Genomic DNA, 21,166 nt, shown 5'->3' with positions numbered 1-21,166 from the left:
GTTGAATCGCGACACGAAAGATTTTGGGAGCAAGTGATGCGCAAAGTTACCGCTGCCGTCATGGCCTCAACGCTGGCGTTCAGTGCGTTTAGCCAGGCTGCTGTAGCTATCATCGGCGATAACGGTTCCTCGCAAGAGGGCGCAACGCACAGCAGCCAAAGCCATATGTTTGACGGCATAAGTTTAACCGAACATCAGCGTCAACAGATGCGAGATCTGATGCAGAGGGCACGACACGATCAGCCCCCTGTTAATGTTAGCGAAATGGAGACAATGCATCGCCTTGTCACCGCAGAAAATTTTGACGAAAGCGCTGTCCGTGCTCAGGCCGAAAAAATGGCACAGGAACAGGTTGCCCGCCAGGTAGAGATGGCGAAGGTCCGCAACCAGATGTTCCACCTGCTAACGCCCGAGCAGCAAGCGGTTTTGAATACCAAACATCAGCAGCGAATGGACCAGCTGCGTGAGGTTGCACGGATGCAGCGAAGCTCAGAAACAACGTTTTTCAGTAGCAATAGCAGTACCCGTAGTAACCAGTAAACCCTGTTTTCCTTGCCATAGACACCATCCCTGTCTTCCCCCACATGATGTGGGGGTTTTTTTTGTCATTATTTTATACTTTATATAATAATAACAATAAGCTATGGTGCTTACTTACGTTGCGGGATTTTTGGGATTTTAGTGAGAAAAGATAGAATTGCCTGATTAGATGCAATGTATGGTTTCATATTAACTGTAAGATCCCGCGAATTTCCTCAACATAACGCCTGCGTTCGGCACGCTAAAAAATCTACCCCTATCATCAATCATAATGTTTTCACGTTGTGCTTAATTTTCGAGGTAAGACGCCTAAGCGTAGGGTTTCAAACTGCTAAGATTTTTTGTCCTTTTATGCCACGATACTCAACGTGCTTGTACCCGGTATGACATGACAGCATATCTCAAGGCACGTTATCATTAATGCCAGAATCTAAACCGTATCGAGACTTCTGTGATTCTGGAGCTCGTACAGGGCATATCAATAAGCCAGGAGAACTTAAACTACTCCAATTACATTCTGGGTTGCAAGAACAGCATATTTTGTGGAATAAAAACGCAATTTTGAAGATTGTTTATGTTACGAGACGCATTTTTGTATAAAAATTAATTAAAGGGGTTGGCAGGAATGAGGTTTAAGTTTAAATGTTTTTATGCGGGAAAAATAAATATTAATATGTTGCGGAATGTGTTTATTGAATTATTGTGTGTTTTAATTATTGTTGTTTTTTTGAAAGTAAGTTTGGGTATTATTGGTGATACTCCTGACTATATTAATGTTCATGAATTCATTAGAATTTACTGGAAGTCAGCGCCAGTTATTCTTTTGTATCTGATTTTGCGCCTTTTTAATGTAAGAGTTCTTTTTTCATTGTATCTCGTTATATTGATTGCTACGGTCCTTACATTTATAAATTCAACAAAGTTGTCGCTAACTGGCCAGCCACTATCCTACAATGATATTGTTGCTGGTTCAAATATCTCCTTGGCTTCTAAATATCTTTCTTATAATAATTTTTTTCTTTTTTTAGGGGTTGTTTTTATTGGAGGGTTAGTATTAATTTTAGATAATAAGTTGAAAATTCATAAGACAAGTAAGTCCGTCTTGGTGGTATTTTTGATACCTACAATGTTTATGGCATTTTCATCTTATTCTAATACCATTCGAGTGTTACCTGGTTGGATTGTTGAAAGAGTCAATCTTCTAAATAACAAATACGATGTTAATTATTTTTCATGGGATTGGCCGGGCAATGTAAGTCAACACGGTTTGCCTCTTCATCTGATTCAGACTAGTATTCGTACCTCAATACCTGAGTTAGCTAAAAACGATGTGGGTAAGTATGTTGCGTTGCGTGCTCAATATATTTCTAGTGAGCCTAAAAATAAGACGGTAATATTTATTTTATGTGAGTCGTGTTGGTATGATAATAACAACTTTAAAGATCTATACCAACCATTAATGGATACTGGTTTTGTTGCTTTAAGGGCTACATCTCCACATTATGGGGCTGGTACAGCTAACATAGAGTTTGAAATGTTGACCGGCTTACCAAGTACGAGTAAGTACCTTTCAGGTATCATCTATCAGGAATATGTTGATGCATTTAAGGTTAATGCTGAATCTTTTCCTCAAGCTTTAAAAAATAAAGGATACGCTACATTTGCTGCTCATAACAATAATAGAACATTTTGGCGCAGAGGTGATGTTTACCGTAAGTTTGGTTTTGATCAGTTTGTCGATATAACCCAAATGGGGGATGTGCCAGTTGATATATTAAAAAATAAGAAGCCTTGGCAGTGGCAAACAGATGATATCGTTCTTTATCGCTCAGCATTAAAGGAGCTACGTGAGAAAAAGGGACAGCCAATTTTTATGAACCTTATAACCATGGGTACTCACGGGCCTTACCCACATCTGAATGATTCTGGCGAAACAGCCTATAAATATGAAGTTGCGGAGTCAATTTCTCGTTTAGTGAGTTTTGCTCAAGAGGTTCAAAAGCTCGACAAAGATGCGGTTATTATTGTATATGGTGATCATAAGCCTGCACTAAATAAATATTTTTATGAAAACAATGTTATCTCGCGAAATTTGTTCTCAACTGTTGGTGATAAAGATGAGGATTTTAACTTTAAAGTTATTGCTACGCCTTTAGATTTGGGGGATGTCCCTGTTTTTATAAAGTCTAACGATATGGCTGCTGTTACGGGTTTTGTAAAAGATGCGAACAAGAAACCCTATTTTTGTTTAGCTTCGTTTGCGGATAAATATTTTATAAATTCTGATGTCTTTGCTGTAAAATACACTCAGAATAACGGTTGTCAAAACCCAATGTATACTGATTATGACGGTTACAAATCTTTAATAAACAGTATTCCATCATGGGTTTACGCAATATCATTGTTCGAAAATATACCGTAATAAATTTAGGGGGATATGATACGTTTGGCCATCACCATTTCCCCAAATTTATGCTGCTTTCGCCTTAACTTGTCAACATCATCACTTCGTTACGATGATGAGAAGGAGCTTCACAATTGGAGGTCATGTTAAAGACCGATGTGGTACAAAATGTGAACATTACAAGAAATTAAAACTTTGGTTTCAAAGACATAAATTAATAGTAAGACACCATCCCTGTCTTCCCCCACATGATGTGGGGGTTTTTTTTGCCCCGCATTCTGATTTGTTAACCGTTTATTCATCCTTTGCCTCCCCATGCTTCCGTTATACTAGCGGCATGACATGACAGGAGCGTTTATGAATCAATCCTATGGAAGGCTGGTAAGCCGGGCCGCCATTGCGGCCACCGTCATGGCCTCTGGCCTGCTGCTGATTAAAATCTTTGCCTGGTGGTACACCGGCTCGGTCAGTATTCTTGCGGCGCTGGTGGATTCACTGGTGGATATTGCTGCCTCGCTGACCAACCTGCTGGTGGTGCGATACTCGCTGCAGCCGGCGGATGAAGAGCACACGTTTGGACACGGCAAAGCGGAGTCGCTGGCCGCGCTGGCGCAAAGTATGTTCATTTCTGGCTCGGCACTGTTCCTGTTTTTGACCGGTATTCAACATCTGGTTTCGCCTTCACCGATGAATAATCCCGGTGTCGGCGTGGTCGTCACGGTAATTGCACTTATAAGCACACTTGTTCTGGTAACGTTCCAGCGCTGGGTCGTTCGCAAAACGCAAAGTCAGGCTGTACGGGCGGATATGCTTCATTATCAATCTGATGTTATGATGAATGGGGCTATTCTTATTGCGCTCGGTCTGGCCTGGTATGGCTGGCATCGGGCCGATGCGTTGTTTGCGTTAGGGATTGGTATCTATATTTTATATAGCGCCCTGCGGATGGGGTATGACGCGGTGCAATCACTGCTCGATCGCGCTCTTCCGGACTCGGAACGTAATGAAATTTTTTCCATCGTGACCTCCTGGCCCGGCGTCAGCGGTGCACACGATCTTCGAACGCGGCAGTCAGGGCCGACCCGCTTTATTCAGATTCATATTGAAATGGAAGACAACCTGCCGCTGGTTCAGGCTCACATGATTGCTGAACAGGTCGAGCAGGCGATTTTGCAGCGTTTTCCTGGTTCAGACGTCATCATTCACCAGGATCCCTGCTCGGTTGTACCCGGACATGTTGGGCTTTCGTAATTCGTTGTAAAAAAGTGAGCCAGGCCAGCATTTTGTGTATAAATTACCGCCATTTGGTCTGACCTGAATCAATTCAGCCAGAAGGGATTGATATACTATTTGCAGTATTCGTTGGTCGATAAGTTTCTTCCGGCAACAGATTTCAATTTTGCATTCCTAAGTTCAGAGGTAGTCATGATTAAGAAAATCGGTGTGTTGACAAGCGGCGGTGATGCGCCGGGCATGAACGCGGCAATTCGTGGGGTTGTCCGTGCAGCGCTGACGGAAGGTCTGGAAGTTTTTGGTATCTATGATGGTTACCTGGGTCTGTATGAAGACCGTATGGTTCAGCTCGACCGCTACAGCGTGTCTGACATGATCAACCGTGGCGGTACCTTCCTTGGGTCTGCGCGCTTCCCGGAATTCCGTGACGAACACATCCGTGAAGTGGCTATAGAGAACATGAAAAAGCGTGGCCTGGACGCGCTGGTGGTCATCGGCGGTGACGGCTCGTACATGGGTGCAAAACGTCTGACCGAAATGGGCTTCCCGTGCATCGGCCTGCCGGGCACCATCGACAACGACATCAAAGGCACTGACTACACCATCGGTTACTTCACCGCGCTGGGCACCGTTGTGGAAGCCATTGACCGTCTGCGTGACACCTCCTCTTCTCACCAGCGTATCTCTATCGTTGAAGTGATGGGCCGTTACTGCGGCGACCTGACCCTGGCGGCGGCTATCGCCGGTGGCTGTGAGTTCGTCGTGGTTCCTGAAGTGGAGTTCAGCCGCGAAGATCTGGTCGCTGAAATCAAAGCGGGCATCGCGAAGGGTAAGAAACACGCGATTGTGGCTATCACCGAGCACATCTGTGACGTTGACGAGCTGGCGAAGTACATCGAAACCGAAACCAAACGCGAAACCCGCGCAACCGTTCTGGGTCACATCCAGCGCGGCGGTTCCCCGGGCCCGTACGACCGTATCCTGGCATCCCGTATGGGTGCGTACGCTATCGAGCTGCTGCTGCAAGGCCACGGCGGCCGCTGCGTCGGTATTCAGAACGAACAGCTGGTTCACCATGACATCATCGACGCGATTGAAAACATGAAGCGTCCGTTCAAAGGTGACTGGCTGGACTGCGCCAAAAAACTGTACTGATCCTTCAAGCCCTCTTCTTTCAGAAGAGGGCTTTTATTCCTCTTCGTTATAGCCAATCTTTTTTTATTCTTTAATCCTCGATTCGCTTTCTGGCACGCTGCATTCATCAAAACACTACACAAGAGAGCTGGGCGATGAATAAATGGGGCGTGGGTTTAACGTTATTGCTGGCATCGACCAGCGTTCTGGCAAAGGACATCCAGTTACTGAATGTGTCGTATGACCCGACGCGTGAGCTGTACGATCAATACAACAAAGCCTTTGCGGCGCACTACAAACAGGAAACCGGCGATAACGTGGTAATTCGTCAGTCTCACGGTGGCTCCGGTAAGCAGGCGACGTCTGTGATTAACGGTATTGAAGCCGACGTGGTGACCCTGGCGCTGGCCTATGATGTCGACGCCATCGCCGAGCGTGGTCGTATCGACAAAAACTGGATCAAACGTTTGCCGGATAACTCCGCGCCATACACCTCGACCATCGTCTTCCTGGTGCGTAAAGGAAACCCGAAACAGATTAAGGACTGGAACGACCTGATCAAACCGGGCGTTTCTGTGATTACCCCGAACCCGAAAAGCTCCGGCGGTGCACGCTGGAACTACCTCGCGGCCTGGGGCTACGCGCTGCACCACAACAACGGTGACCAGGCTAAAGCGCAGGAATTCGTCAAATCCCTGTACAAAAACGTCGAAGTGCTGGACTCCGGCGCACGCGGTGCCACTAACACCTTCGTCGAACGCGGCATTGGCGACGTGCTGATTGCGTGGGAAAACGAAGCCCTGCTGGCGACCCACGAGCTGGGTAAAGACAAGTTTGAGATCGTGACCCCGAGCGAATCCATCCTCGCTGAGCCGACCGTTTCCGTGGTCGATAAGGTCGTTGATAAGAAAGGCACCAAAGCGGTGGCGGAAGCCTACCTGAAGTATCTTTACTCGCCGGAAGGCCAGGAAATCGCGGCGAAGAACTTCTATCGTCCACGCGATGCGGCTGTCGCGAAGAAATACGATAGCGAATTCCCGAAACTGAAGCTCTTCACCATTGATGATGTGTTCGGCGGCTGGACGAAAGCGCAGAAAGAGCATTTCTCTAATGGCGGCACCTTCGACCAGATTAGCCAGCGCTAAACCACAACAAACGACACGGCGACCCGGTGTGAGAAATCCACCGGGTTTTTTATTTGGTCATCATTTTGCGTTACTCTTTTGCCTCTATTGAAAACAGGGAACGCGTTGTGAAAAAAATTATCTTACTGATCCTGATTGTCATCGCTCTTGCCGCAGGCGGCGTGTACTGGATAAAAGCGGGTAATCCGAATGCGTTGCGCCATATCGTTCTCGACCAGTGCCTGCCTAATCAACTGCAACACCGTAACCCGGCGCCCTGCGCGCAGGTGAAGCCTGACGCGGGCTATGTGGTATTTAAAGACCGCAACGGGCCGCTGCAGTATCTGCTGATGCCAACGTACCGCATCAATGGCACCGAAAGCCCGCTCCTGACCGAGCCTCACACGCCGAACTTCTTCTGGCTGGCGTGGCAGTCGCGCAGCTTTATGACCATGAAGCGTGGCTCCGAGGTGCCGGACAGCGCCATTTCGCTGACGATTAACTCTCCGACAGGCCGTACGCAGAACCATTTCCATATCCATATCTCCTGCCTGCGCCCGGACGTGCGCGAGAAGCTTAACGCGGCGCAGGGAGAAATCAGCACCCAGTGGCTACCATTCCCGGGCGGGCTGGAAGGGCATGAGTATCTTGCTCGCCGGGTGACGGAGAATGAACTGGTCCAGCGCAGCCCGTTTATGATGCTGGCGGAAGAGCTGCCGGAAGCGCGCGACCATATGGGGCGTTTCGCGCTGGCAATGGCGCAGCAGTCGGATGGATCTTTTATTCTGCTGGCTACGGAGCGTAACCTGCTCACGCTCAACCGCGCCTCGGCAGAGGAATTGCAGGATCATCAATGCGCTATCCTGAAGTAACCCCACCATAAATCGCGTTTACTCGGGCTGCCTGTCACCGTAGACTTGCTGAAAAAATCTACAGGAGACAGGTATGTCGCTCTGGTTAACGCATCCTCTGCTGCTGCCCTCGCTGATCGTCGGCGTCACCATCGTGCTGTGGGCGACGTCGCTATTGCCAGAATTTATCACCGCGCTGCTGTTCTTTACGGCGGCGATGGCCGCCAGAATCGCCCCGCCGGAAGCGATCTTCGGCGGTTTTGCCTCGTCGGCTTTTTGGCTGGTATTCAGCGGGTTTGTACTGGGCGTGGCGATCCGTAAAACCGGGCTGGCGGACAGGGCCGCCCGGGCGCTGTCGGCAAAGCTCACTGACTCCTGGGTGCTGATGGTGGCGAGCGTGGTATTGCTCAGCTACGCGCTGGCGTTTGTGATGCCGTCAAACATGGGGCGTATTGCGCTGCTGATGCCCATTGTCGCGGCGATGGCGAAACGCGCCGGTATCGCCGACGGCTCCCGCGCCTGGTTTGGTCTGGCGCTGGCCGTCGGGTTCGGCACCTTCCAGCTTTCGGCAACTATCCTGCCTGCAAACGTCCCTAACCTGGTGATGAGCGGTGCCGCGGAAGGCTCGTACGGCATTCACCTGAACTATGTTCCGTATCTGCTGCTGCATACGCCGGTGCTGGGTATTCTCAAAGGCCTGATTCTGATTGGCCTCATCTGCTGGCTGTTCCCCGGCAGCCCAAAACCCCCGAAGGATCTGGCGCTGTCTGAACCCATGGGGCGGGACGAAAAGCGTCTCGCCTGGCTGCTGGCGCTGGTGCTGGGAATGTGGGTCACGGAGAGCTGGCACGGCGTAGGGCCCGCGTGGACGGGGCTGGCGGCGTCGATCATCGTCATGCTGCCGCGCGTTGGCTTTATCACCGGGGAGGAGTTTTCTGCGGGCGTGAACATGCGTACCTGCATTTACGTCGCGGGTATTCTTGGGCTGGCGATCGTCGTGACGCAAACCGGTATCGGAACGGCCGTGGGCGAAGCGCTGCTGCGCATTATGCCGCTGGATGCGGACAAACCGTTCACCAGCTTTCTGGCGCTGACCGGTATTACCACAGCGCTCAACTTCATTATGACTGCTAACGGCGTTCCGGCGTTGTACACTACCCTGGCTCAGAGCTTCTCGGACGCGACCGGTTTCCCGCTGCTGTCGGTGATCATGATTCAGGTGCTGGGCTATTCCACGCCGCTGCTGCCGTATCAGGCGTCGCCGATTGTGGTGGCAATGGGGCTCGGGAAGGTGCCTGCAAGGGCGGGGATGGTGCTTTGTCTGGCGCTGGCTATCGCAACGTATCTGGTGCTGCTGCCGCTGGATTATTTGTGGTTTAGCGTATTAGATAAAGTGTAGTTCGGTGCGAGGGGTTTCCCCTCACCCCAACCCTCTCCCAAAGGAGAGGGAGGAGAAGAGCGGTGGGTAAGCGCAAGCGCCACCCGCCACAAAGGCCATTACGCCTGTTTAGCCGCTTCTGCCGCTTTAACGATCACCGCGAAAGCGTCAGCTTTCAGGGATGCACCGCCAACCAGCGCGCCATCGATGTCTGGCTGGGTGAACAGCTCAGCAGCGTTGGAGGCGTTTACGGAGCCGCCGTACTGGATGATCACTTGCTCAGCGACTTTCGCGTCGGCTTTAGCAATGTGGTCACGAATGAATTTGTGCACTGCCTGAGCCTGCGCAGGGGTTGCAGATTTGCCGGTACCGATCGCCCAGACTGGCTCGTAAGCGATAACCGCGCCTTCGAACGCTGCCGCGCCCTGAGTTTTCAGCACGGCGTCGATCTGACGCGCGCACACTTCTTCGGTTTTGCCCGCTTCGTTTTCCGCTTCGGTTTCACCGATGCACAGAACTGGGATCAGACCCTGCTCTTTCAGCACGGCGAATTTCTTCGCGATGAACTCGTCAGATTCTTTGTGGTAAGTGCGACGCTCGGAGTGGCCGATGATGATGTATTTCGCGCCGATATCTTTCAGCATTTCAGCGGAAGTTTCACCGGTGAACGCGCCAGACAGGTTAACGTCAACGTTCTGCGCGCCCAGCACGATGTGGCTGCCGTCAGCGGCACGTTTAGCCAGATCCAGGTACATATCCGGCGGAGCGATAGCAACCGCGCAGCCGGTCACGCCAGCCAGCTCTTTACGCAGGTTCGCAACCAGTTCGTTTACCATGTGGCGGCTGCCGTTCAGTTTCCAGTTACCCATCACTAAAGGATGTCGCATTTCAATTCTCCACGCTAAATAAGCGAATTAAGGAATATGGCCGCCCTCTCGGGCAGCATGGTCTGTGAATCAGTATAGAGATTTTCCCTCGAAAGGCTTTGCTTTTTGTCATTAATTCGCCCCGCCAAGGGTGTCAGATAGCGCCAGCTTAATCGGTTCAACGGCGAAGGTCAGTCCTTTTTCGCCGTTATCTGCCACCACATAGCGGATCGCGCCTTCGGTTGTGGCGTAGTACCGCTTGTTTTTACCGGCGGCCAGCAGTTTTTGCAGCTTTTGCTGGCTTTGCTTTTTCGTCAGCGCAGGCGTAAACGCCTGCAGCACCGCGCTCATGTAATCAAGCGCCTTCGATTTAGCGGCTTTCTGCTCTGGCCCCTGAATCGGCAGCCAGGTGATTTGCATGCTTTTGATTTTTAACGTACCGCGCTCCAGCGCCGTGGAAGCATACAAATTCTCGTTAATCTTGCTCGCTGCACGGGTCAGGGTTGGGGTATCGCGGGAGCTATCAATGGCGCGAAATTCATCCAGCGGCAGCGCTGGGTTGGCCTGATTGAAGGCTTCGCGAAACTGGCTGATGGATTGATCGAAAGACGGCGCGCCTGCCAGCAAATACGGCGCAGTGGTGGGGGCCGCGGTGTCGGCGGCGTGCAGCGGAAAACCCGCGCTGAGCATCGCGAAACACAGGAAAAGAGAATGTGCCGAATTTTTCATCAACATTGCACCTGGCCGTAAGTGCTCATGATTAAAACGATATCTGGTCGGCTTGTCAAAAGGTCACAACTCCAGGGTAAAATGCGGGCTAAACGATAATAAGGAACCTTACATGACCATACAGCAGTGGCTGTTTTCATTCAAAGGGCGTATTGGACGCCGTGATTTCTGGGTCTGGATGGTGACGTGGGTTGTCGCCATGCTGCTTCTGTTTTTCGTCGCTTACAACGCCTGGCTGAGCACGCAAACGGCGGCATTTGCGCTGGTCTGCCTGCTATGGCCAACGGCGGCCGTCGTGGTGAAACGCCTGCACGATCGCGGCCGCTCCGGCGCATGGGCGTTTCTGATTATTCTGGCGTGGATGCTGGTGGCAGGAAACTGGGCGATGCTCCCATCCATCCTTCCGTGGGTCGTGGGCAGGCTGCTGCCGTCGGTCATCTTCGTGATGATGATTGTCGATCTGGGCGCGTTTATCGGCACCCAGAGCGAAAACAAATACGGTAAAGACACCGTCGAGGTGAAATACCGCTGATCACCAGTAGTGTTCAGCGGTCATATGGCCCGGTCGGCGGCGAAGATGTTTCGTCATCTGCCGGGTATCCTTCAGAAGCTGCTGCGTGTCCCGCACCATCTGCGGGTTACCGCACAGCATGACGTGGCTGGTTTCGGCCGTCATTGGTAAACCCACTGCGTCTTCCAGGGCTCCACTCTCAATTAGGGCCGGCACGCGACCGGTAAGCGTTCCTGCTACGGTTTCACGGCTGACCACGGTCTGAATCTTTAACTTCCCACCGTACTGCTGTTCCAGCGCCTGCATTTGCGGCAGATAGCTCAGGTCTGCAGCGTAGCGCGCAGCGTGCACCAGCACGATGTTTTTGAAGCGCTCCAGATCTTTGCCGTATTGCAGAATGGAAAGATAGGGACCGATAGCCGTGCCGGTTGCCAGCATCCAGAGCGTGTCACAGTCAGGGATCTCTTCGAGCACAAAGAAGCCCGCCGCTTCGCTCACGATTTGCACATCGTCGCCGGGCTTAAGGGCGGCGAGGCGGGGGCTGAGCTTGCCGTCCGGAACGGTGACCAGATAGAACTCGAGATCCGGGTTATCCGGCGCGTTAACGTAAGAGTAGGCGCGCTGCACGCGCTCGCCGTCGACATCCAGCCCCAGCTTCGCAAATTGCCCGGCCTTAAACGGGTGAACGGGAGCATGCAGGGTGAGACTAAATAGCGCATCGGTCCAGAATTCTATCTTTGTGACTTTACCTGTTACCCAGTCCGCCATGATCTTCTCCTGTGCTGTTTCTCTGTTCCATCTTCCGTACTTGTGGGAAACATTTCCAGCCCCTTCGGGCCGGAAAGCTCTATCGATCAAACGGTTTCACAGAATGTGCGTCTGCACGTCCGGGTCTTTGCGGTCGAGATAGTGAATTGACTGAATGCGTCGGATGGTGCGTGATTTACCGCGGATCAGCAGCGTTTCAGTGGTCGCCATGTTGCCCTTGCGGGTAATGCCATCCAGCAGGTCGCCTTTGGTGATGCCGGTTGCTGAGAAGACCACGTTATCGCTGCGGGCCATGTCGTTCAGCGCCAGCACTTTATTGGCTTCGATACCCATCGCTGCGCAGCGCGCAAGCTCGTTCTCACCGATACGACGGTTCTCGTCGCTGTCGCCTTTCACCTCATGACGCGGCAGCAGGCGTGCCTGCATATCGCCGTCCAGCGCACGGATCACCGCTGCAGAGACCACGCCTTCCGGCGCGCCGCCGATGCCATAAAGCACGTCGACTTCGCTGTCCGGCATGCAGGTCAGGATCGAGGCGGCAACGTCACCGTCAGGAATGGCAAACACGCGCACGCCGAGCTTTTGCATCTGTGCGATGGTGGCATCGTGGCGCGGTTTTGCCAGAATAGTCACGGTGAGTTCGCTAAGAGGTTTACCCAGGGCTTTGGCGATGTTGTGCAGGTTCTCTTCCAGCGGCAGGCTAAGGTCGATTGCGCCTTTCGCGCCAGGGCCGACAATCAACTTTTCCATGTACATATCCGGCGCGTTGAGGAAGCAGCCTTTATCGCCCACGGCGAGCACAGCGAGCGCATTGGCCTGACCCATCGCCGTCATGCGGGTGCCTTCGATTGGGTCAACCGCGATATCCACCGCATCGCCTTTGCCGGTACCGACTTTTTCACCGATGTAGAGCATTGGCGCTTCGTCGATCTCGCCTTCACCAATCACGATGGTGCCGTCGATGTTGACCTGGTTAAGCACAATGCGCATGGCGTGGACGGCTGCGCCGTCTGCGGTATTTTTATCGCCACGGCCAAGCCATTTATAGCCTGCAAGGGCGGCCGCTTCGGTGACGCGGGAAAACTCGATAGCAAGTTCACGTTTCATTAGGGACTCGTACAATCAAAAGGAATTGCACGAAGTTTATCACAGAGTGAGGAGGGGGGAGGGACCGGTGCGGTTGGAACCCCCCTCACCCTAACCCTCTCCCCAAAGGGGCGAGGGGACTTAATCCCCTTTGGGGAGAGGGTTAGGGGTGAGGGGGGATAAGTTGGTCTTACTCTTCGTGCTCTTCCCACGCCAGGGCGCGTTTCACCGCTTTCTTCCAGCCGCTGTAGCGGAAGTTACGCTCGGTGGTTTCGATGCCAGGGCGGAATTCGCGTTCGATGACCGCTTTCTCCTGCAGCTCGTCCAGGTTCTGCCAGAAGCCTACCGCCAGACCGGCAAGGTACGCCGCACCCAGCGCCGTCACCTCACGCACTTCAGGGCGCTCAACGCGGGTGCCCAGAATGTCGGACTGGAACTGCATCAGGAAGTTATTCGCGACCGCACCACCGTCCACGCGCAGGGCGTGCAGACGAATGCCGGAGTCTGCCTGCATCGCTTCCAGCACGTCGCGCGTCTGGTAGGCGATGGATTCCAGGGTGGCACGGATGATGTGGTTAGAGTTCACACCGCGCGTCAGGCCGAAAATTGCGCCGCGGGCATACGGGTCCCAGTACGGTGCGCCCAGACCGGTGAACGCTGGTACCACGTACACGCCGTTGGTGTCTTTCACTTTGGTCGCGAAGTACTCGGAGTCAAACGCGTCGCTGATCAGCTTCATCTCGTCGCGCAGCCACTGAATGGATGCGCCCGCCATAAACACCGCACCTTCCAGCGCATAGTTCACTTCGCCGCGCGGGCCGCAGGCAATGGTGGTCAGCAGACCGTTTTCTGATTTCACCGCTTTTTCGCCGGTGTTCATCAGCATAAAGCAGCCGGTGCCGTAGGTGTTCTTCGCCATCCCTTCCTTGACGCACAGCTGGCCGAACAGCGCCGCCTGCTGGTCACCGGCGATCCCGGCGATAGGAATACGGGTGCCGCCTTTACCGCCGATATTGGTCTGGCCGTACACTTCAGACGACTTACGCACTTCAGGCAGCATCGCGCGCGGGATGTCCAGCGCGTCCAGCATCTTGTCATCCCACTCCAGGGTGTTGATGTTGAACAGCATGGTACGCGAGGCGTTGGTGTAGTCGGTGACGTGGACGCGTCCCTGGGTCATCTTCCAGATAAGCCAGGTATCGACGGTCCCGAACAGCAGCTCGCCGCGTTTTGCACGCTCGCGTGAACCTTCCACGTGATCGAGGATCCACTTCACTTTGGTACCGGAGAAATACGGGTCAACCACCAGACCGGTGGCGCTGCGCACGTACTCTTCCATCCCGTCGCGCTTCAGCTGTTCGCAGATCTCTGACGTACGGCGGCACTGCCAGACGATGGCGTTGTAAATAGGCTTACCGGTTTCACGTTCCCAGACCACGGTGGTTTCACGCTGGTTGGTAATGCCGATAGCGGCAATCTCGTCGGAACTGATATCGGCTTTCGCCAGCACTTCCACCAGCGTGGAGCTTTGTGATGCCCAGATCTCCATCGGGTCGTGCTCTACCCAGCCTGGACGAGGATAAATTTGCTCAAATTCACGTTGAGACACGCTGACAATGTTCGCGTCATGATCCATTACGACAGCGCGGGAGCTGGTAGTGCCCTGGTCGAGCGCAACGATATATTTTTTTTCGGTCATGGTATGTGTCCCGTAGTCAGATTACAGCGAAGCTTTTTGTTGTGCGGTAGAAGTCGTTTCCTTCTCCTCGTCCACACAGGTGTCGCACGGTAAATGGCGACCAATTAATTTGCGGTAGCTAAATGCGCCCAGCGCAGCCCCAACAACCGGCGCAAACAGCGGCACCAGGAAGTAAGGGATATCTTTACCACCCGTGAATGCCACGTCACCCCAGCCTGCGATAAAGGCGAACGCTTTTGGTCCGATATCACGCGCCGGATTCATCGCGAAGCCGGTCAGCGGGCCCATGGATGCGCCAATCACCGCAATCAGAAGACCAATCAGCAGGGGGGCCAGCGGGCCGCGCGGAATGCCGTTTCCATCGTCGGTCAGCGCCAGGATAACGCCCATCAGAATAGCGGTAATCACCATTTCTACTGCGAACGCCTGCACAAAATTGATGTGCGGGTTAGGGTAGGTTGAGAAGATGCCTGCCAGATCCAGACTTTCGACGCTGCCGCGTACCATATGATGCGTCTGTTCGAAGTCGATGAAAAGATTGTAATAAAGCCCGTAAACTAACGCCGCTGCGCAAAACGCGCCGGCAAATTGAGAAATAATGAAAGGAACAACTTTGCGTCCGTCGAAGCACGCGAAAAGCCACAGTGCGATAGTCACCGCCGGGTTAAGATGTGCACCAGAAACCCCTGCAGTCAGGTAGATGGCCATCGCCACGCCCAGACCCCAGATGATACTGATTTCCCACTGACCAAAACTGGCACCCGCCACTTTCAGTGCAGCGACACAGCCCACTCCGAAGAATATCAACAACCCGGTACCAAGGAACTCGGCAATGCACTGGCCTTTTAAGGTTGATGTCTGACTCATAATCGGAATCCTGAAGAAATTGATGTTTATTGTTAGCGTGGCCGCCCGTGACAGCCACGATGCCCTGTAGACATAGTGTTAATTTATCGTTAACGAGCAAAAACGAGAAATATCGAAATTAAAATGTGTGGTCTGCGTCAATAAAATGAGCGTTTTCGCGCCATAAAGCGCGTTTTTGCATCAGTCGCGCACGGTGGGCTGAATCATTTCTTTAACGAATGGGTTAACAACTTAGAGGTATATGCCGCGAACGCACCAGGACGAGGCCGAAAAGTGTTGCAAACCGCGATCTGCGTGGTATGCCGCTGGACAGGGGCGACTGCGCTCCATACAATCGGAACATATGTTGTGCGCGTTTACGTTAAAGCGTCGCCTTGCAATTCAGGAGAGGTAGGATCATGTCTTTAGAAGTGTTTGAGAAACTGGAATCGAAAGTACAGCAGGCGATTGACACCATCACGCTGCTGCAGATGGAAATTGAAGAGCTGAAAGAGAAGAACAACAGCCTGGCGCAGGAAGTTCAGAACGCTCAGCACGGCCGCGAAGAACTGGAGCGCGAAAACAACCAGCTGCGCGAACAGCAGAACGGCTGGCAGGATCGCCTGCAGGCGCTGCTGGGACGTATGGAAGAGGTTTAATACTCGTTTCTTCATGAGTTCAAGTTAACAAGCCATCATGCTCTATGATGGCTTTTTTTTGTTAAGCGTCAGGGATTATTCCTTTTTTAGAGACGCGATCATATTGGATGCTGCATCAGGGTATAATTTTAGATATTGTGGCGTCATTCTTAATTGTAATAAATAGGTTTTCTCTTTGTCTTTCAGAAAGACAAAATAAATCTTGTCTGGACTGTCTTTGATCCGGTTTGAAATGTAGTAGATACACTCCAGATGTTCAATATAGCAGCCTTGACTTTCATGATGAGGAATATCTTCTTCCGTCGTCGTGAGGCCCAATGCAAGCGAAATAAATTCTTCATGGGAAAAGTTATCAAGAATATCGACAGGCAGTGTCATCATTTTGCTCAAGGCTAACGCATCACCATTTCTTGAAATAAGCATTTTATCCTCGACCTTCCACGTTTTGTCCGGCAAGTTTATAGAAACGTGTTGCTCGGGAAAGACGTAGGTCCACGGGGTCGCTATTTTATAAACGCCACGAATAGTAGAAAGGATTAAAAAGGCGACTACGCCGCAGATAAGATAACGCAACCTGATGCTGGTTGTATTATGGGCGAAGTAAATAATCCCTGCGATAATTATCAGAAAAACAAATAAAATAATGCTGGCTAATATAATTGCATAAGTCGAGAGGGATATAAACCACAATCCGACACCGAGGAAAGCGAACAGCAGTGTGGTCCCATAAATAATGAGGGTTGCCGATGAGTCACGCATAAACATCCTTGTTGAAATAAAGGGGAAAATCCCCCCTTTATCTTACAGGGATTATTTATTCGATATCCAGTGCATCTTCGGAAAGAATAATCCCGGTGTTATCGGCATAAAGATGGTCCCCGGAGAAGAAGGTCACGCCGCCAAAGTTAACGCGCACGTCGCTTTCGCCGATGCCGTCACCCGCAGCGCCTACCGGAATGGCCGCGATGGCCTGAACTCCAATATCCAGGTCTTCGAGATCGTCCACCTGACGCACGGAGCCGTACACCACAATGCCTTCCCACTCGTTCTGGACGGCAATTCCGGCCAGTTCGGCATCAATCAGTGCGCGACGCACGGATCCGCCGCCGTCGACCACCAGAACGCGACCACGGCCGTTCTGTTCGAGCAGATCGTACAGCAACCCGTTGTCCTCGAAACATTTCACCGTGACGATTTGACCGCCAAACGACGACCGCCCACCAAAGTTGGAGAACAGCGGTTCAACGACGTTGACATCTTCCTGGTAGATGTCACAAAGCTCGGAGGTATCGTATTTCATAGGTTTAACGCTCAGTTGCTGCGAATGTGTTCAGTATATCGTGCGAAATGCGTTGTTGGCAAAATCATCAATTGTTAATTGATATTTGTCAGCTAACTGAGCGTCTGGCTTAACACAATCCCAATGACGAACAACAGGTTAGTCAGCAGCGCGCCTTTTACCGTACGTTCCAGCATCGGCGGCATAGCGGACGGGCTGAGTTCACGCATCACAAAGCGGGCCTGCTTAACCAGCAGCGGCGCGGCAAGCACAAACAGCCAGCCCCACAGACTGTGCAGGGAAATCAGGTTAAACAGCGCCAGGCAAACCAAAGCGCCGATGAGCAGGCAGGCATGATAGCGGCGCGCATTCATCGGCCCCAGACGCACCGCCAGCGTGTTCTTGCCGTTCTCACGGTCGCTGTCGATATCGCGCAGGTTATTGATGTTCAGCACCGCCGTCGCCAGCAGGCCGCAGGCGGTCGCGGGAAGGAACAGGGCAGGGATCACCGTATGCGCCTGTAAGTACCAGCTCCCCATCACGCTCAGCCAGCCGAAGAACACCAGCACGGAGATATCCCCGAGGCCAATATAGCCGTAAGGGCGCGTGCCGACGGTGTAGGTGATGGCCGCGATAATGGCGAGCAGACCCAGCACCAGGAAGCCAATGAAATCGCTGGTGGTTTTCGAGGCGACCGTCACCAGCGCCAGGCCGGATAGGCAAATCAGTACCACGGTGATAATCAGCGCGCGCTTCATCTGTGCCTGGGTAATGACCCCTTTCTGCATCCCGCGCAGCGGCCCGATACGGTCCGGCTTATCGCTGCCCTTCACCGCATCACCATAGTCGTTAGCGAGGTTGGAGAGGATTTGCAGCAGGCCGGCGGTAATCAATGCCAGCGCGGCGACCAGCGGATCAAAATAACCTTGCCACCAGGCAAGCGCCGTACCGACGATAATCGCGGCAAAGGCCAGAGGAAGCGTTTTAGGGCGCAGGCTTTCGAGCCACGCCTGAGTACGGCTGATATCAGTCATAGTAATTTAGCCAATAAAAATGGGGGCCTTAGCCCCCATTAACAGTGATGAGAATGCAGTAACCGCGATTATAGGATAAAACGGCTCAGATCTTCATCTGCCACTAACGCATCCAGATGTTTGCTCACATATTCTGCGTCAATGGTAATGGTTTGACCGTTGAGGTCGCTCGCATCATACGAGATATCTTCCACCAGGCGTTCCAGCACGGTGTGCAGACGACGCGCACCGATGTTCTCGGTGGTTTCGTTGACCTGCCATGCGGCCTGGGCGATACGCTTGATACCGTCCTCGGTGAACTCAAGGTTCACGCCTTCCGTCGCCATCAGCGCTTTGTACTGTACGGTAGCAGAGGCGTTTGGCTCGGTCAGGATGCGCTCGAAATCTTCAGTGGTCAGCGCCTGCAGCTCAACGCGGATAGGCAGACGACCCTGCAGTTCCGGGATCAGATCCGACGGGCTGGCCACCTGGAACGCACCGGAAGCGATAAACAGGATGTGGTCCGTTTTCACCATGCCGTGCTTGGTGGAGACGGTGCAGCCTTCAACCAGCGGCAGCAGGTCGCGCTGTACGCCTTCGCGGGACACGTCCGGGCCGGAACTGTTGCCGCCGCGCTTACAAATTTTGTCGATTTCGTCGATGAACACGATGCCGTGCTGCTCAACCGCGTCGATAGCGTCCTGCTTCAGCTCTTCCGGGTTCACCAGCTTCGCCGCTTCTTCTTCAATCAGCAGCTTCATCGCATCTTTGATTTTCAGCTTACGCGCTTTCTGCTTCTGGCCGCCCAGGTTCTGGAACATGGACTGCAGCTGGCTGGTCATCTCTTCCATGCCCGGAGGCGCCATGATTTCCACGCCCATCGGCGCGGCCGCGAGGTCGATCTCAATCTCTTTGTCGTCCAGCTGGCCTTCACGCAGTTTTTTGCGGAACGCCTGACGCGCGGCTGAAGGCTCAGACTGCTGTTCAGCCTGGCCCCAGTTGTTTTTCGCCGGTGGGATCAGCACGTCGAGAATGCGCTCTTCGGCCATCTCTTCCGCGCGGTAGCGGTTTTTCTCGATCGCCTGGACGCGCACCATTTTGATCGCCGAGTCGGTCAGATCGCGGATGATGGAGTCCACTTCTTTACCCACATAGCCCACTTCGGTGAACTTGGTGGCTTCAACTTTGATGAACGGCGCGTTCGCCAGCTTCGCCAGACGACGGGCGATTTCTGTTTTCCCGACGCCGGTCGGGCCGATCATCAGAATGTTTTTCGGCGTGACTTCGTGACGCAGCTCTTCATCAAGCTGCATACGACGCCAGCGGTTACGCAGCGCGATGGCCACTGAGCGCTTGGCGTTATCCTGGCCGATAATGTGTTTGTTCAGTTCGCTGACAATTTCGCGTGGGGTCATTTCAGACATGGGAGATCCTTACGCTTTGGAGGTCAATTCTTCGATGGTGTGGTTGTGGTTGGTATAGATGCAGATATCACCTGCAATATCCAACGCCTTCACCGCGATATCACGCGCGTTCATGTCGGTATTTTCCAACAGCGCGCGGGCTGCAGCCTGGGCATAAGGGCCGCCAGAGCCGATGGCAATCAGGTCGTTTTCCGGCTGAATCACGTCACCGTTACCGGTGATGATAAGCGAAGCGGTTTCATCCGCGACCGCCAGCAGCGCTTCGAGCTTGCGCAGCATACGGTCGGTACGCCAGTCTTTCGCCAGCTCAACGGCGGCTTTCACCAGATGACCCTGGTGCATTTCCAGTTTGCGTTCAAACAGTTCAAACAGCGTGAAGGCATCCGCCGTGCCGCCTGCAAAACCGGCGATCACTTTGTCGTTGTAGAGACGACGCACTTTCTTCACGTTGCCTTTCATGACGGTATTACCCAGCGTGGCCTGGCCATCACCGGCGATTACCACATGGCCGTTACGGCGTACACTTACTATTGTTGTCACGAGCAGACCCCCTGGTTACAAATTCGGGAAACAGAAGCCCTGAGCCTGTGCTCAGGGCTGAATTAAATGATAGATGGGGGAGATTTTGGGGGTTTCAACCCCCGGAGGCGAGTCGAATGCAGTTTGTATGACCGGCCACTTTCAGGCGCGAAATGGTGCCATCGGCATTTTCTTTGCCTTTGACCGGGCCAATCACCACGCGATTCCAGCCGTTGTTGGTGGTAATGCGTGAATCAAATCCTTCAAACGCCAACTGAGCACGCACCGTTTCCGCCTGCTCGGCGCCTTTAAACGAACCGCACTGCACCATCCAGCGGCGCTCGTCTTTTTTCTCTGCCGTCTGCTTCGGCGCTTCGGTCTCTTTGGTCACCGGCGCGGCCTGCTGCGTTTTCGGCTGCTGCGCGGTGGTATGCGCTGGCGTCTGGAGCAGATCCTGATACGGCTGAGCCGCTTGTTTTTGTGGCTGCGCTTTTGGCTGTTGAACAGGCTGTGATTGCACCGTACGCGTCTGCTGCTGCGGTTGCTGGTAAGGCTGCGCTTTCGGCTGCTGCACCGGCTGGGTTTGCGTCCACTGCTGCTGTTGCTGCTGCTGAATTTGTGCCTGGCGCTGACGCTGCAGCTGCAGCGTTTGCTGACGCTGTGCTGGCGTCTGTTCATTCCACGGCACTTCGTTCAGCTGCGTTGGCTGCTGACGCATATCGGCCTGCATTTGTGCCAGCAGCTGGCGCTGCTCGTCCGTCAGCTGGTCGGCATTTTTCACTTCGCCACCGGCTGAAGGCTCGGTTGGCGCACGCACGCCAGGTTGACGGCTTTCCAGCTCTTTAATATAGCGCCAGCGCTCTTCAGGTTTCGGCGGCAGACCATTTCCCGCCACTTTGTTGCCCTGAAGCGCCTCGGACTCTTCTTTTTTATGGTGCGTGATGAAGTACAGGCCGCCAATAAAAGCCACCAGTACCGCCGCAGCAATAGCGACCATTGCTGGCGAGACCGCAGGCAGATTACGCTGCTTGCTTTTTGAACTACTCTTTTTGCGTCGCGAAGGTGCCGGCTGGCCGCGACGTACATAATCTCGTTGTGCCACT

Annotated in this window: 21 protein-coding genes; 9 read left to right on the top strand and 12 right to left on the bottom strand. The window is 53.0% G+C overall.

From position 1 onward, the window contains the following. Positions 1-36 precede the first annotated feature (36 nt). The 7 genes from cpxP (at position 37) to AC4ICF_RS22820 (ending at position 8,685) form a co-directional block, all read left to right on the top strand. Positions 37-540, top strand: coding sequence for a cell-envelope stress modulator CpxP (gene cpxP, locus AC4ICF_RS22850; RefSeq protein ID WP_061096505.1), 504 nt, complete (start codon positions 37-39; stop codon positions 538-540). Positions 541-1,165: 625 nt separating this feature from the next. Then, positions 1,166-2,962, top strand: a complete 1,797-nt coding sequence (locus AC4ICF_RS22845; protein ID WP_316380712.1) for an LTA synthase family protein — start codon at positions 1,166-1,168, stop codon at positions 2,960-2,962. 339 nt (positions 2,963-3,301) lie between these two features. Continuing rightward, a complete protein-coding gene (gene fieF / locus AC4ICF_RS22840; protein ID WP_316380713.1) occupies positions 3,302-4,195 on the top strand; it encodes a CDF family cation-efflux transporter FieF in 894 nt (297 codons plus the stop codon). Positions 4,196-4,369: 174 nt separating this feature from the next. Then, complete coding sequence (pfkA, locus tag AC4ICF_RS22835) at positions 4,370-5,332, top strand: 6-phosphofructokinase (protein WP_028014852.1); 963 nt, start codon at positions 4,370-4,372, stop codon at positions 5,330-5,332. A 134-nt stretch (positions 5,333-5,466) separates the two neighbouring features. Further along, entirely contained in the window at positions 5,467-6,456 is a 990-nt protein-coding gene (locus tag AC4ICF_RS22830; protein WP_116343768.1) for a sulfate ABC transporter substrate-binding protein, read from the top strand. Positions 6,457-6,563: 107 nt separating this feature from the next. After that, positions 6,564-7,307 carry a CDP-diacylglycerol diphosphatase gene (locus AC4ICF_RS22825; protein WP_116343769.1) on the top strand — a complete coding sequence of 248 codons (744 nt, stop codon included), beginning with the start codon at positions 6,564-6,566 and terminating at the stop codon, positions 7,305-7,307. Positions 7,308-7,380: 73 nt separating this feature from the next. Further along, complete coding sequence (locus AC4ICF_RS22820) at positions 7,381-8,685, top strand: SLC13 family permease (protein WP_316380714.1); 1,305 nt, start codon at positions 7,381-7,383, stop codon at positions 8,683-8,685. A gap of 98 nt (positions 8,686-8,783) precedes the next feature. On the opposite strand, the gene tpiA is transcribed toward AC4ICF_RS22820, so the two are convergent. Further along, complete coding sequence (tpiA, locus tag AC4ICF_RS22815; RefSeq protein WP_006808674.1) at positions 8,784-9,551, bottom strand: triose-phosphate isomerase; 768 nt, start codon at positions 9,549-9,551, stop codon at positions 8,784-8,786. 111 nt (positions 9,552-9,662) lie between these two features. After that, complete coding sequence (locus AC4ICF_RS22810; RefSeq protein WP_316380715.1) at positions 9,663-10,259, bottom strand: DUF1454 family protein; 597 nt, start codon at positions 10,257-10,259, stop codon at positions 9,663-9,665. A gap of 112 nt (positions 10,260-10,371) precedes the next feature. On the opposite strand from AC4ICF_RS22810, the gene AC4ICF_RS22805 reads away from it, so the two are divergent. Continuing rightward, positions 10,372-10,791: a DUF805 domain-containing protein gene (locus tag AC4ICF_RS22805; protein ID WP_028014847.1), complete on the top strand. Its 420-nt coding sequence runs from the start codon at positions 10,372-10,374 to the stop codon at positions 10,789-10,791. Here the strand turns inward: AC4ICF_RS22805 and fpr are convergent, their stop codons facing one another. From fpr to AC4ICF_RS22785, 4 genes are all read right to left on the bottom strand, one after another. Beyond that, complete coding sequence (gene fpr / locus AC4ICF_RS22800; protein ID WP_116343773.1) at positions 10,792-11,538, bottom strand: ferredoxin--NADP(+) reductase; 747 nt, start codon at positions 11,536-11,538, stop codon at positions 10,792-10,794. It lies immediately after the preceding gene. A gap of 96 nt (positions 11,539-11,634) precedes the next feature. Then, the gene (gene glpX / locus AC4ICF_RS22795) at positions 11,635-12,645 is read right to left on the bottom strand and encodes a class II fructose-bisphosphatase (RefSeq protein ID WP_163330991.1); all 1,011 of its coding nucleotides are present in this window, start codon (positions 12,643-12,645) and stop codon (positions 11,635-11,637) included. Between the two features lie 169 nt (positions 12,646-12,814). Beyond that, the gene (glpK, locus tag AC4ICF_RS22790) at positions 12,815-14,323 is read right to left on the bottom strand and encodes a glycerol kinase GlpK (protein WP_062936027.1); all 1,509 of its coding nucleotides are present in this window, start codon (positions 14,321-14,323) and stop codon (positions 12,815-12,817) included. A 21-nt stretch (positions 14,324-14,344) separates the two neighbouring features. Beyond that, positions 14,345-15,190, bottom strand: coding sequence for an MIP/aquaporin family protein (locus AC4ICF_RS22785; protein ID WP_013099317.1), 846 nt, complete (start codon positions 15,188-15,190; stop codon positions 14,345-14,347). A 398-nt stretch (positions 15,191-15,588) separates the two neighbouring features. Here AC4ICF_RS22785 and zapB point away from each other — a divergent pair, with 398 nt between their 5' ends. Then, positions 15,589-15,828 (top strand): septal ring assembly protein ZapB, encoded by a 240-nt coding sequence (gene zapB, locus AC4ICF_RS22780; protein ID WP_010436935.1) that lies wholly within the window; start codon positions 15,589-15,591, stop codon positions 15,826-15,828. A 75-nt stretch (positions 15,829-15,903) separates the two neighbouring features. On the opposite strand, the gene AC4ICF_RS22775 is transcribed toward zapB, so the two are convergent. The 6 genes from AC4ICF_RS22775 to ftsN all read right to left on the bottom strand — a co-directional run bounded on the left by AC4ICF_RS22775 (position 15,904) and on the right by ftsN (position 21,165). Beyond that, positions 15,904-16,587, bottom strand: a complete 684-nt coding sequence (locus AC4ICF_RS22775; RefSeq protein ID WP_316380716.1) for a hypothetical protein — start codon at positions 16,585-16,587, stop codon at positions 15,904-15,906. A gap of 55 nt (positions 16,588-16,642) precedes the next feature. Continuing rightward, complete coding sequence (gene rraA / locus AC4ICF_RS22770) at positions 16,643-17,128, bottom strand: ribonuclease E activity regulator RraA (RefSeq protein WP_316380717.1); 486 nt, start codon at positions 17,126-17,128, stop codon at positions 16,643-16,645. Positions 17,129-17,220: 92 nt separating this feature from the next. Beyond that, positions 17,221-18,141: a 1,4-dihydroxy-2-naphthoate polyprenyltransferase gene (menA, locus tag AC4ICF_RS22765; RefSeq protein WP_316380718.1), complete on the bottom strand. Its 921-nt coding sequence runs from the start codon at positions 18,139-18,141 to the stop codon at positions 17,221-17,223. Between the two features lie 68 nt (positions 18,142-18,209). Then, entirely contained in the window at positions 18,210-19,544 is a 1,335-nt protein-coding gene (hslU, locus tag AC4ICF_RS22760; protein WP_116343777.1) for an ATP-dependent protease ATPase subunit HslU, read from the bottom strand. 9 nt (positions 19,545-19,553) lie between these two features. Continuing rightward, positions 19,554-20,084 carry an ATP-dependent protease subunit HslV gene (gene hslV / locus AC4ICF_RS22755; protein WP_008501802.1) on the bottom strand — a complete coding sequence of 177 codons (531 nt, stop codon included), beginning with the start codon at positions 20,082-20,084 and terminating at the stop codon, positions 19,554-19,556. Positions 20,085-20,178: 94 nt separating this feature from the next. Next, on the bottom strand, positions 20,179-21,165 hold the full coding sequence (gene ftsN, locus AC4ICF_RS22750; protein ID WP_316380719.1) for a cell division protein FtsN: 987 nt from the start codon (positions 21,163-21,165) through the stop codon (positions 20,179-20,181). Between the last annotated feature and the right edge of the window lies 1 nt (position 21,166).

The organism is Enterobacter sp. ECC_219_Taxon_10 (assembly GCF_058354905.1).
The sequence above is the reverse complement of the archived record's forward strand: the minus strand, read 5'-3'. Positions and strand labels throughout refer to the sequence as shown.

Bases quoted from the DNA above. Each gene is read 5' to 3' on its own strand.
- cpxP (WP_061096505.1), top strand. From the start codon at position 37: ATGCGCAAAGTTACCGCTGCCGTCATGGCCTCAACGCTGGCGTTCAGT.
- AC4ICF_RS22845 (WP_316380712.1), top strand. From the start codon at position 1,166: ATGAGGTTTAAGTTTAAATGTTTTTATGCGGGAAAAATAAATATTAAT.
- fieF (WP_316380713.1), top strand. From the start codon at position 3,302: ATGAATCAATCCTATGGAAGGCTGGTAAGCCGGGCCGCCATTGCGGCC.
- pfkA (WP_028014852.1), top strand. From the start codon at position 4,370: ATGATTAAGAAAATCGGTGTGTTGACAAGCGGCGGTGATGCGCCGGGC.
- AC4ICF_RS22830 (WP_116343768.1), top strand. From the start codon at position 5,467: ATGAATAAATGGGGCGTGGGTTTAACGTTATTGCTGGCATCGACCAGC.
- AC4ICF_RS22820 (WP_316380714.1), top strand. From the start codon at position 7,381: ATGTCGCTCTGGTTAACGCATCCTCTGCTGCTGCCCTCGCTGATCGTC.
- tpiA (WP_006808674.1), bottom strand. From the start codon at position 9,551: ATGCGACATCCTTTAGTGATGGGTAACTGGAAACTGAACGGCAGCCGC.
- AC4ICF_RS22810 (WP_316380715.1), bottom strand. From the start codon at position 10,259: ATGAAAAATTCGGCACATTCTCTTTTCCTGTGTTTCGCGATGCTCAGC.
- AC4ICF_RS22805 (WP_028014847.1), top strand. From the start codon at position 10,372: ATGACCATACAGCAGTGGCTGTTTTCATTCAAAGGGCGTATTGGACGC.
- fpr (WP_116343773.1), bottom strand. From the start codon at position 11,538: ATGGCGGACTGGGTAACAGGTAAAGTCACAAAGATAGAATTCTGGACC.
- glpX (WP_163330991.1), bottom strand. From the start codon at position 12,645: ATGAAACGTGAACTTGCTATCGAGTTTTCCCGCGTCACCGAAGCGGCC.
- glpK (WP_062936027.1), bottom strand. From the start codon at position 14,323: ATGACCGAAAAAAAATATATCGTTGCGCTCGACCAGGGCACTACCAGC.
- AC4ICF_RS22785 (WP_013099317.1), bottom strand. From the start codon at position 15,190: ATGAGTCAGACATCAACCTTAAAAGGCCAGTGCATTGCCGAGTTCCTT.
- zapB (WP_010436935.1), top strand. From the start codon at position 15,589: ATGTCTTTAGAAGTGTTTGAGAAACTGGAATCGAAAGTACAGCAGGCG.
- AC4ICF_RS22775 (WP_316380716.1), bottom strand. From the start codon at position 16,587: ATGCGTGACTCATCGGCAACCCTCATTATTTATGGGACCACACTGCTG.
- rraA (WP_316380717.1), bottom strand. From the start codon at position 17,128: ATGAAATACGATACCTCCGAGCTTTGTGACATCTACCAGGAAGATGTC.
- menA (WP_316380718.1), bottom strand. From the start codon at position 18,141: ATGACTGATATCAGCCGTACTCAGGCGTGGCTCGAAAGCCTGCGCCCT.
- hslU (WP_116343777.1), bottom strand. From the start codon at position 19,544: ATGTCTGAAATGACCCCACGCGAAATTGTCAGCGAACTGAACAAACAC.